Source organism: Enterobacter cloacae complex sp. HYC033_NIDB (assembly GCF_056673335.1).
Genome location: NZ_CP115123.1, coordinates 1,563,021 through 1,574,473, shown reverse-complemented (window position 1 = coordinate 1,574,473; position 11,453 = coordinate 1,563,021). Strand labels below are relative to the sequence as shown.

Below are 11,453 nucleotides of genomic sequence, written 5' to 3'. Positions count from 1 at the left end.
GATTAACGTACCTTCAGCGTTGCCAGGCCAATCAGCACCAGCATCAGCGAAATAATCCAGAAGCGCACAATGACGCGCGGCTCCGGCCAGCCTTTCAGTTCATAGTGGTGGTGAATCGGTGCCATACGGAAGATGCGCTGACCGCGCAGCTTGAAGGAACCGACCTGCAAAATCACCGACAGCGTCTCAACCACAAACACACCGCCCATGATTACCAGCAGGAACTCCTGACGCAGCAGCACGGCGATAATGCCCAGCGCACCGCCCAGCGCCAGTGAACCGACGTCGCCCATAAAGACCTGCGCCGGATAGGTGTTAAACCACAGGAAGCCCAGCCCCGCCCCGACAATCGCCGTACAGACGATCACCAGCTCACCCGCATGTCGCAGGTACGGGATGTGCAGGTAGTTTGCAAAGTTCATGTTACCGGTCGCCCACGCCACCAGCGCGAAACCGCCCGCAACAAACACGGTTGGCATGATGGCCAGGCCGTCCAGACCATCGGTCAGGTTGACGGCATTGCCGGTGCCGACGATCACAAAGTAAGCCAGCAGAATGTAGAACAGCCCCAGCTGCGGCATCACGTCTTTGAAGAACGGCACCACCAGCTCGGTGGCCGGGGTGTCTTTTCCTGCCAGGTAAAGCGCGAAGGCCACGCCCAGCGCAATCACCGACATCCAGAAATACTTCCAACGGGCGATCAACCCTTTAGTGTCTTTGCGCACGACTTTGCGGTAGTCATCAACAAAACCGATGATCCCGTAGCCAACCAGCACGGTCAGCACGCACCAGACATAGGGGTTAGACGGATAGGCCCACAGCAGAACGGACACCACAATCGCGGTTAGGATCATGATCCCGCCCATGGTCGGCGTACCGCGCTTGCTGAAGTGCGATTCCGGACCATCGTTGCGTACAACCTGGCCGAAAGAGAGTTTTTGCAGACGGGCAATCATGCGCGGGCCCATCCACAGCGAGATGAACAGCGCAGTCAGCAGGCTGACGATGGCGCGAAACGTCAGATAGGAAAAGACGTTAAAGCCTGAGTAATATTTGACCAAATGTTCGGCCAGCCAAACTAACATGTCCCGTTCTCCTGTAATGCGTGCACAACCTCTTCCATGGCGGCACTACGTGAACCTTTAACTAAAACAGTCACAATCTGTTTTTCTGTAATCAATGCCTTCAGGCGTTCGATCAGTGCAGATTTATCGGCAAAATGTTCGCCAACTTCACTGGCATCGGAAATGGCCTTGCTCAGCGTGCCTGCGCTCAATACGCGGTCAAGCCCGGCGGCTTTCGCCGCTTCACCCACCTGAACATGGCAGGCTTCGCTTTCATCACCCAGCTCGGCCATATCGCCCACAACCATCACGCGATAGCCCGGCATCTCAGACAAGACCTGCACGGCCGCCGTCATGGAGCCGACGTTAGCGTTGTAGGAGTCATCCAGCAGAAGTTTGTTTTCAGCCAGCTGGATCGGGAAAAGACGCCCCGGCACGGCTTTTAAATTTGCCAGACCTGCTTTGATCGCCGCGTGTGAGGCACCTACCGCCATTGAGAGCGCTGCCGCAGCAAGCGCATTGGCGATGTTATGACGACCGGGCAGGGGCAGCAGCACCTCGATGTCGCCCGTTGGGGTCGTGAGGGTGAACTCGGTGCCGTGTGACGTCACATGAATGTTGGTCGCCGAAAAATTACTGTTTGCCGCATTCGGTGAGAAGCGCCAGGTTTTGCGTGAACCAATGATGCTCTGCCAGTTCAGCCAGTCGTTGTTATCGGCGTTCATAATGGCGATGCCGTCATCCGGCAGTCCGGTATAAATTTCACCTTTCGCTTTCGCCACACCGGCCAGCGAACCAAAACCTTCAAGATGTGCCGCCGCCAGGTTATTCACCAGCGCCGCTTCCGGACGCGTCAGGCTCACGGTCCAGGCGATTTCGCCCTGATGGTTAGCCCCTAACTCAATCACCGCATATTCATGCTCGTGGGTCAGGCGCAGCAGCGTCATCGGTACACCGATGTCATTATTAAGGTTGCCCGCCGTATAAAGCGTGTTACCGCACTGGCTAAGGATCGCCGCCGTCATCTCTTTAACGGAGGTTTTACCCGACGAGCCCGTCAGCGCCACGACGCGTGTTGGCACCTGCTGGCGAACCCATGCCGCCAGCTCGCCAAACGCCAGGCGCGTATCTTTCACCACAATCTGCGGCAAATCGATATCGAGCTTACGGCTGACCAGCAGCGCGCCCGCGCCGTTATCTTTAGCCTGTTGCGCAAAATCGTGGGCGTCAAAACGCTCGCCCTTCAGCGCCACAAACAGGCAGCCCGCCGTCACCTTACGGGTGTCGGTGGTCACAGCCTCAATGGTTAGATCCTGACCATGCAGCATCCCCTGCAATACCGCAGCGGCCTGGCTTAACGTAATGCTAATCATGCCACCACTCCCAGCAGACGCGCTGCCGTCACGCGGTCGGAGTAATCCAGACGACGATTGCCGACGATCTGATAATCTTCATGACCTTTACCGGCCAGCAGAACCACATCGTTCTCCTGCGCCTGCATAATGGCGTTGGTCACGGCCTCCGCACGGCCTTCCACCACGCGCGCACGACCCGCATCCAGCATGCCCGCCAGAATGTCATTGATAATGACCCGCGGCTCTTCGGTACGCGGGTTGTCATCGGTTACCACGGGAATATCCGCGAACTGCTCAGCTATGGCGCCCATCAGCGGACGTTTGCCCTTGTCGCGATCGCCACCGCAGCCAAACACGCACCAGAGCTTGCCTGCGCAGTGCAGACGCGCCGCTTCCAGCGCTTTTTCCAGCGCATCCGGCGTGTGTGCGTAATCCACGACCACCGTCGGCTTGCCCGGCGCGCTGAACACTTCCATGCGGCCACAGACCGGTTGCAAACGCTCAGACGTTTTCAGCAGATCCGCCATCGGGTAGCCCAGCGCCAGCAACGTCGCCAGCGCCAGCAGCAGGTTACTGACGTTAAAGGCCCCCATCAGGCGGCTTTCAATTTCACCTTCGCCCCAGGTGGAAGCGAAGCGGATCGTCGCCCCACTATCGTGGTAGTTCACCTCGACCGCCTTCAGCCAGCGGCCGCGGCAGTTCGGATTAATGCGATCTTCCATCGACACCGCCACCGCATCCGGCAGTTTTTCCAGCCAGCGGCGACCGACTTCGTCGTCGGCGTTAATGATCGCCTGCCCGTGGTGGTGAGTGGAATAAAGCAGCCATTTCGCCGCTTCGTAGTGCTCCATATCACCATGATAATCAAGGTGATCGCGGCTCAGGTTAGTAAAGACAGAGGCAGCAAATTTCAGGGCCGCCACGCGATGTTGTACCAGACCATGGGAAGAGACTTCCATCGCAGCGAAGGTCGCCCCCTGCTCAGCGAGGCCCGCCAGCACACGCTGCACGTCAACCGCCGAGCCTGTAGTGTTTTCCGTCGGGCTTACTTTGCCCAGAAGACCGTTCCCCACCGTGCCCATGACGGCACCGGCTTCGCCCAGCAGCTGCGCCCACTGCGCCATCAGCTGAGTGGTGGTGGTTTTTCCGTTGGTTCCTGTCACGCCAACCAGCTTTAACTGGTCGGAAGGTTCGTTGTAAAAACGTCCTGCCAGTGCGGAGAGACGCTCATTCAGCTGGCTGAGATAGATGACCGGCACGCCGTGCATTTCACGGATCTCACCGTCTGTTGCCTCATCTTTGGCCTCAGCAATAATGGCAGCAACACCTTGCGCAATCGCCTGCGGGATATAACGACGCCCGTCCGCCTGATGACCCACTACTGCCACAAAAAGATCGCCAGAAGCCGCTGCGCGGCTGTCCAGTACCATCTCTCGCAGTGCTCGCGCAGGTAGCATAGGCACCCACGGAGCAAGAAGGTCGCGCAAATTACGATCTGCCACCTGTTCCCTCGCCTTGATTAATTACAAATTCACTTTTTTCGCCCGTCGCCAGCGCATCCGGTTCAATGTTCATGGTGCGCAACACGCCGCCCATAATAGCCCCGAACACAGGCGCGGAGACGGCGCCGCCGTAGTATTTACCCGCCTGCGGATCGTTGATGACGACCACCAGCGCAAAACGCGGATTGCTTGCAGGCGCTACGCCTGCGGTATAGGCAATGTATTTGTTGATATAGCGGCCGTCCGGCCCCACTTTTTTCGCTGTACCGGTTTTAATGGCGATACGATAGCCCTTAATTGCGGCCTTCACGCCGCCACCGCCAGGTAACGCGACGCTTTCCATCATATGCACGACGGTACGAACGATAGATTCCGGGAAAACACGTTCCCCCGGAACCGGTGGATCAACTTTGGTGATCGACAGCGGACGATAAATGCCATAGCTGCCAATCGTTGCGTAGACTCGCGCTAACTGTAAGGGAGTTACCATTAGCCCGTAGCCGAAAGAGAAGGTGGCCCTCTCTATGTCAGACCACCGTTGTTTTTGAGGATATAAGCCACTGCGTTCTCCGACCAACCCCAAATTGGTCGCCTTTCCCAGCCCAAAACGTGAGTAAGTATCTACTAACGCTGAGGACGGCATCGCTAACGCCAGTTTTGACACACCGACGTTACTCGACTTCTGCAAGACCCCGGTCAGGGTCAGTTCGCTGTAACGTGCCACGTCTTTGATTTCGTGACCGTTAATTCGATAAGGGATCGTATTCAGAACGGTATTTTCGTTGACGATGCCTCGCTGTAGAGCCGTCATCACCACCATAGGTTTTACGGTTGAGCCGGGTTCAAACACATCGGTGATGGAGCGGTTACGCATTGCATCTTTTGCTGTACCGGCAAAATTATTCGGGTTGTATGAGGGGCTACTGGCCATCGCCAGCACTTCACCTGTCGCCACATCCACCAGCACGGCGCTGCCCGATTCCGCCTTGTTAAACGCGACGGCGTTGTTCAGCTCACGATAGACCAGCGCCTGCAAGCGTTCATCAATACTCAGGGCCAGGTTGTGCGCGGCCTGGCTGTCTGTCGAGGAAATGTCTTCAATGACGCGACCATAGCGGTCTTTACGCACGATTCGCTCGCCAGGCTGGCCGGTAAGCCACTTGTCGAAGCTTTTTTCAACGCCCTCAATCCCCTGGCTATCCACGTTGGTAAAACCAATCAGGTGCGCGGTGACTTCGCCCGAAGGATAGTAACGGCGGGATTCTTCCCGCAGATGAATGCCCGGCAGCTTCAGTTTCTTAATGTAGTCAGCCATGTCAGGGTTCACCTGACGGGCAAGATAGATAAAGCGCCCTTTCGGGTTGGCGTTAACGCGCGACGCCAGCTGATCCAGCGGCATTTTCAACGCGTCTGAGAGCGCCTTCCAGCGGTTATCAAGCGTGATCCCGCCTGCGTCGTGTAACTCTTTCGGATCGGCCCAGATCGCCTTCACCGGCACGCTCACCGCCAGCGGACGCCCGGAGCGGTCGGTGATCATCCCACGAGAGGTAGAAACTTCCTGCACGCGCAGAGAACGCATATCCCCCTGACGCACCAGCATGTCAGGCGCGATGATTTGTAGCCACGCCACGCGTCCCAGCAGGAAACCCAGCGCCAGTAAAATGCAGCCGCAAAGCAACGCAAAACGCCAACTGACAAAGTTGGCCTGTTCTTCCTGGCGTTTTGGTTTTAGCGTTTTTGCCGCTGCTTTCATGCGTCGCGTTTTCCCTTATTTTTGTACTACGATATTTTCCTGCGAAGGATCAACATGCTGTAATTGCAGTTTTTCCGTTGCGATCCGTTCAACCCGGCTGTGATCGCCGAGCGCGTTTTCTTCAAGGATCAGATTTCGCCATTCAATATCCAGCGCATCGCGTTCCAGTACCATCTGTTCGCGCTGCGCAGTCAATAAACGGGTATGGTGAGCGGTGGTGACCACCATGACTGCCGTCACAATGATGCAAATGAACAAGCAGAGTGGCAGCTTCCCAAACCGCAAAAGATCGTCGCCGATCACGCCAGGCAAAGCATGGCGCTCGTTGCTTCCTAACGATCCCTTAACTTTGCTTAGGGTTTCTGTCACTCTGCTGATCATGCGTTCGTCCTCTCTGCAATACGCAGCACTGAACTACGGGCACGTGGATTCTCTGCCACCTCTTCTTCGCCCGGCATCAACTTGCCTAATGCTCGCAACTGACGGCCTCCCAGCTTTCTGAGTTGTTCTTCCGTCATCGGCAGCCCAGCTGGAACCTGCGGACCGCGGCTCTGTTCACGCATAAAGCGTTTTACGATGCGATCTTCCAGCGAATGGAAGCTGATGATGGATAACCGCCCACCCGGGGCCAGCACGTCGAGCGAGCTTTTTAGCGCCAGCTCTATTTCCTCCAGTTCACTGTTTACCCAGATACGAACCGCCTGGAAGGTACGGGTCGCAGGATGTTTGTGCTTGTCCTTCACCGGCGTTGCCGCCGCGATGACTTCTGCCAGCTCTTTGGTACGGGTCATTGGCTCAACGCGGTTGCGCTCCACGATGGCGCGCGCAATACGTTTGCCAAAGCGTTCTTCACCGAAGGTTTTGATTACCCAGGCAATATCCGCTTCGTCAGCAGTTTGTAACCATTCAGCGGCAGACTGGCCGCGAGTGGGGTCCATACGCATATCCAGCGGCCCATCACGCATAAAGGAGAAGCCGCGTTCTGCATCATCAAGCTGTGGTGAAGAGACGCCAAGATCGAGGAGAATCCCGTCGATCTTGCCGGTCAGGCCGCGCTCAGCGACATAATCCGCAAGCGCAGAGAAAGGTCCATGCACGATGGAAAAGCGAGGATCATCGATGGTTTGCGCAACGGCAATCGCCTGCGGATCGCGGTCAATTGCCAGCAGGCGTCCTTCCGCTCCAAGCTGGGAGAGGATCAAACGCGAGTGACCACCGCGACCAAAAGTGCCATCAATATAGATGCCGTCTGGACGAATATTCAGGCCGTTAACGGCCTCATCCAACAGCACCGTTGTATGTTTATAATTTTCCATCATATTTATAGAGACAAGTCCCGCAGCCGTTCCGATAATGTTGCGGAATCAGACTGCTCAGCGTCGATATCTTCCTTGACCTGTTGATACCAGGTCGTTTCGTCCCACAGTTCAAACTTGTTGAACTGCCCGACCAGCATCACTTCTTTAGTCAGACCGGCATGTTGCCGCAACACAGGCGCAATCAATAATCGCCCGGCGCTATCCATCTGACATTCACTGGCATGTCCCAATAACAACCGCTGCACGCGGCGTTCTTGCGGGTTCATGCTCGACAGTCGCGACAGCTTTTGCTCAATGATTTCCCATTCAGGCAAAGGGTAAAGCAGCAGGCAGGGGGAGTTGATGTCAATGGTGCAAACCAGTTGACCCGAAGCGTTCTCAATCAGCTGGTCGCGGTATCGGGTTGGTACCGATAAACGCCCTTTGCTGTCGAGATTGACTAACGTTGCTCCACGGAACATGCCAGCCTCACCCCTCCTCACCACTTTAACCCACAAATTCCCACCTGAAGGAGTTTACGGAGCGAGGGAAAAGCTTGTCAAGCCAGGACTCTCTCTATACCGGCGCGAAAGCACCGTATTTACAGAGCAAGAGTGACCAGGCTAATAACTACACAACTGGCGAGGCAAAATTAACGTTATGAATATTTGTAAGAAAAAAACCGAATATGCACACGAGCGTTAAGACTCACTCAATATCATCGCAGGGAAATATAAAGTGTCAGTTTGCGACGCGGGCAGCATTTTAAGGCATATCGCCGGGGGATAACAGCACCAGATTAAGCGCAAGGCAATATGGATTCGTTCGTGTACATTGAGGGCTGAAGGGGAGAGTAAAAAATGGCTGAATATTCATCGGCTGGCGGCTGTTTGTAACAAAACAATACAAAAGAATGCCCGTTAAAAATTATAATTGCGCTTTTTAACGCCAAAACGGATTCAGAAAAATAGCTGGCTACGAATCTTAGAGATAAATCCTAATTTTTATCCGGGAATTATTTCCCGCAATAAATGCGCCGCAAAAGGGGCAGTTTTACCGCCCCTGTGGAAATATTAATGGCGGCTCAAAATCCCGCGCCGATAGAGATTACGTTTGATACGGGTAAGCCCGGGTTTCGGTTTGCGGGGTTCATCCAGGCTTGCCAGAACAATCTCAAGCACGCGCTCGGCGACGTCGCGGTGACGCTGAGCCACGGCCAGCACCGGACATTGCAGGAAGTCGAGCAGTTCGTTATCGCCGAAGGTCGCAATCGCCAGATCGGATGGCAGCTTGCCATCGCGACGTAACGTCACGTCCATCACCCCCTGCAACAGGGCAAACGAGGTGGTAAACAACGCCTGCGGCATCGGGTGCGTTTCCAGCCATTTCTCGAACAGCTGAGCAGCCGCTTCGCGCTCATAGCTGTTGGCATACAGATAATGAACGTCACGCGGATCGTCTTTCCACGCCGTACGGAACCCTTGTTCACGCAGGAAGCTCACGGATAGTTCAGGCAAAGCGCCAAGATAGAGCACCGTTTCCGCCGGGAAGGTACGCAGCTCGGCAGCCAGCATTTCTGCATCGTCCTGATCGGCACCTACGACGCTGGTGAAATGTTCACGATCCAGAGCACGATCCAGCGCCACAATCGGGAATGGATCGTTCGCCCAGCGCTGATAGAAAGGATGCTCGGGTGGTAAAGAGGTCGACACGATGATGGCGTCAACCTGACGTTGCAGCAGATGCTCAATGCAGCGCATCTCGTTGTCGGGCTGATCCTCGGAGCAGGCAATCAACAGCTGATAGCCCCGCTGACGAGCCTGACGTTCAAGATAGTTGGCGATGCGGGTATAGCTGGTGTTTTCCAGATCCGGGATCACCAGGCCAATCGAGCGGGTGCGTCCGGCACGTAAACCTGCGGCGACAGCATTCGGATGGTAATTATGCTCACGAACGACTGCCATCACTTTCTCAACGGTCTTATCGCTGACACGATACTGCTTTGCTTTACCGTTAATCACATAGCTGGCCGTGGTTCTCGACACGCCGGCGAGCCGGGCGATTTCATCCAGTTTCACAATTGCCCCTCAAAAAAAGAAAAAAGTCCATGGCCCTGTCAAGGTTATGGTTAAATATTTTAACATCTAAACGCAGAATAGCTTTCACGGCAACCGCTTTTGTCCGCGTTGTCGGCGGATTACGCAAAAAAAAGCCCGGCTTTGGCTACCGGGCTGAAAGAGGCGAACCTTTTGCGCAACTAACGCATGATTTTATCGCCGCGCGAGAGGCCAACAACGCCAGAGCGCGCAACTTCAACAATTTTTGCCACATCCCTGACGGAGGCCAGGAACGCATCCAGCTTATCGCTCGTTCCGGCAAGCTGCACAGTATATATAGAAGGCGTGACGTCAATGATCTGCCCACGGAAAATATCCGTGTTACGCTTGACCTCTTCACGGCCATAACCGCTGGCCTGAATTTTCACCAGCATCACTTCACGTTCGACGTAAGCCCCCTGCCCCAGCTCGCTGACGCGCAACACGTCGACCAGCTTGTGCAATTGCTTTTCGATCTGCTCAAGCACTTTTGCATCGCCGACAGTCTGGATCGTCATGCGGGAGAGCGTTGGATCATCGGTCGGCGCAACGGTCAGGCTTTCAATGTTGTATCCGCGCTGCGCAAAAAGCCCAATGACGCGTGACAGTGCGCCCGACTCATTTTCCAGTAATACAGATAATATCCGGCGCATATCAGGTTCTCTCCGTTTTGCTTAACCACATTTCATCCATACCACCGCCACGGATATGCATCGGATAAACGTGCTCTGTGCCGTCGACGATGACGTCCATGAAGACGAGGCGATTGTTTTTAACGTGCTCAAGCGCTTCGCCGAGCTTCGCTTCCAGCTCTGACGGATCGGTTACCCGCATGCCAATATGACCATAGGCTTCAGCCAGACGGACAAAGTCCGGAAGTGACTTCATATAAGACTGAGAGTGACGGCCGGAATAAATCATATCCTGCCACTGCTTCACCATACCGAGGTAACCGTTATTCAGGTTAAGCACCAGCACTGGCAACTCATATTGCAGCGCAGTAGAAAGCTCCTGAATATTCATCTGTATACTGCCATCACCCGTTACGCAGATAACCGTTTCGTTCGGCAACGCCAGCTTCACCCCCAGCGCGGCGGGCAGACCAAAGCCCATCGTGCCAAGCCCGCCTGAGTTGATCCAGCGACGCGGTTTATCAAACGGGTAATACAACGCAGCGAACATCTGATGCTGGCCTACGTCAGAAGTGACATACGCCTCGCCTTTGGTCAGATGCCAGATCGTCTCGATCACCGCCTGCGGCTTGATGTTTTCACTCTGCGTGTCGTATTTAAGGCACTGACGGCCGCGCCATTGTTCGATTTGTTGCCACCAGTCACGGATCTCATCCAGCGGTTGAGAGGCGGTCTCCTGCGCCAGCAGTTCCAACATTTGATCCAGCACCTGTCGTGCGTCCCCCACGATGGGCACATCCGCCGGCACCGTTTTAGAGATAGAAGTAGGATCGATATCAATGTGTAGCACCGTCGCATTCGGACAGTATTTCGCCAGGTTATTGGTGGTGCGATCGTCAAAACGTACGCCGACGGCAAAAATCACATCAGAATGGTGCATCGTCATATTGGCTTCATAGGTGCCATGCATACCCAGCATGCCCAGCGCCTGACGGTGGGTAGCCGGGAATGCCCCCAGCCCCATCAGCGATGACGCGACAGGAAGGTTCAGCTTCTCAATCAGTTCGCGTAGTTGCGTTTCACAGGCTGCATTGACGGCGCCGCCCCCCACATAGACTACGGGCTTTTTCGCAGCCAGCAGCGTTTGCAGCGCACGCTTAATCTGGCCTTTGTGCCCTTGCGTCGTCGGATTATACGAACGCATGCTCACCGACTCAGGCCACAGGTAAGGCAGTTTATTCGCGGGATTGAGAATATCTTTTGGCAGATCGACAACCACTGGCCCAGGACGACCGCTGGCGGCCAGCCAGAAGGCTTTTTTCAGCACGCCCGGGATATCTTCCGTTTGCTTAACCAGAAAGCTGTGCTTCACCACGGGGCGTGAGATCCCCACCATGTCGCATTCCTGAAACGCATCATAGCCAATCAGTGACGTCGCCACCTGTCCGGAGAGAATGACCAGTGGAATAGAGTCCATATACGCAGTCGCAATGCCGGTGATGGCATTGGTCGCTCCCGGCCCCGAAGTGACCAGCACTACACCCACTTCGCCCGTGGCGCGGGCCAGGCCGTCAGCCATATGCACAGCAGCCTGTTCATGACGAACCAGAACATGATCAATACCGCCTACCGTGTGCAGCGCGTCATAAATATCGAGAACCGCGCCTCCGGGATAGCCGAACACTTGTTTCACGCCCTGATCGATAAGCGATCGGACGACCATTTCCGCGCCAGACAACATCTCCATGCTTTG

The 11,453-nt window shown here is 55.3% G+C and carries 10 protein-coding genes; all 10 read right to left on the bottom strand.

Translation table 11 applies throughout. The features are described 5' to 3' along the window. Window positions 1-2: 2 nt before the first annotated feature. Window positions 3-1,085, bottom strand: coding sequence for a phospho-N-acetylmuramoyl-pentapeptide-transferase (gene mraY, locus O1721_RS07435; protein ID WP_003856353.1), 1,083 nt, complete (start codon window positions 1,083-1,085; stop codon window positions 3-5). Then, window positions 1,079-2,437, bottom strand: coding sequence for a UDP-N-acetylmuramoyl-tripeptide--D-alanyl-D-alanine ligase (gene murF, locus O1721_RS07430; RefSeq protein WP_032647243.1), 1,359 nt, complete (start codon window positions 2,435-2,437; stop codon window positions 1,079-1,081). Before murF ends, mraY begins: the two co-directional genes overlap by 7 nt. Further along, window positions 2,434-3,921, bottom strand: a complete 1,488-nt coding sequence (gene murE / locus O1721_RS07425) for a UDP-N-acetylmuramoyl-L-alanyl-D-glutamate--2,6-diaminopimelate ligase (RefSeq protein ID WP_479953716.1) — start codon at window positions 3,919-3,921, stop codon at window positions 2,434-2,436. The genes murF and murE overlap by 4 nt, the downstream gene beginning before the upstream one ends. Continuing rightward, window positions 3,908-5,674, bottom strand: coding sequence for a peptidoglycan glycosyltransferase FtsI (gene ftsI / locus O1721_RS07420; protein WP_003856361.1), 1,767 nt, complete (start codon window positions 5,672-5,674; stop codon window positions 3,908-3,910). The genes murE and ftsI overlap by 14 nt, the downstream gene beginning before the upstream one ends. A gap of 15 nt (window positions 5,675-5,689) precedes the next feature. After that, on the bottom strand, window positions 5,690-6,055 hold the full coding sequence (gene ftsL, locus O1721_RS07415) for a cell division protein FtsL (RefSeq protein ID WP_003856363.1): 366 nt from the start codon (window positions 6,053-6,055) through the stop codon (window positions 5,690-5,692). Beyond that, window positions 6,052-6,993, bottom strand: coding sequence for a 16S rRNA (cytosine(1402)-N(4))-methyltransferase RsmH (rsmH, locus tag O1721_RS07410; protein ID WP_003856366.1), 942 nt, complete (start codon window positions 6,991-6,993; stop codon window positions 6,052-6,054). Before rsmH ends, ftsL begins: the two co-directional genes overlap by 4 nt. A gap of 2 nt (window positions 6,994-6,995) precedes the next feature. Next, the gene (mraZ, locus tag O1721_RS07405) at window positions 6,996-7,454 is read right to left on the bottom strand and encodes a division/cell wall cluster transcriptional repressor MraZ (RefSeq protein WP_006810119.1); all 459 of its coding nucleotides are present in this window, start codon (window positions 7,452-7,454) and stop codon (window positions 6,996-6,998) included. Window positions 7,455-8,045: 591 nt separating this feature from the next. Continuing rightward, complete coding sequence (gene cra / locus O1721_RS07400) at window positions 8,046-9,050, bottom strand: catabolite repressor/activator (RefSeq protein WP_003856369.1); 1,005 nt, start codon at window positions 9,048-9,050, stop codon at window positions 8,046-8,048. A 179-nt stretch (window positions 9,051-9,229) separates the two neighbouring features. Then, window positions 9,230-9,721, bottom strand: coding sequence for an acetolactate synthase small subunit (gene ilvN, locus O1721_RS07395; RefSeq protein ID WP_003856371.1), 492 nt, complete (start codon window positions 9,719-9,721; stop codon window positions 9,230-9,232). Window position 9,722: 1 nt separating this feature from the next. Beyond that, on the bottom strand, window positions 9,723-11,447 hold the full coding sequence (gene ilvI, locus O1721_RS07390; RefSeq protein ID WP_015572665.1) for an acetolactate synthase 3 large subunit: 1,725 nt from the start codon (window positions 11,445-11,447) through the stop codon (window positions 9,723-9,725). Window positions 11,448-11,453 lie beyond the last annotated feature (6 nt).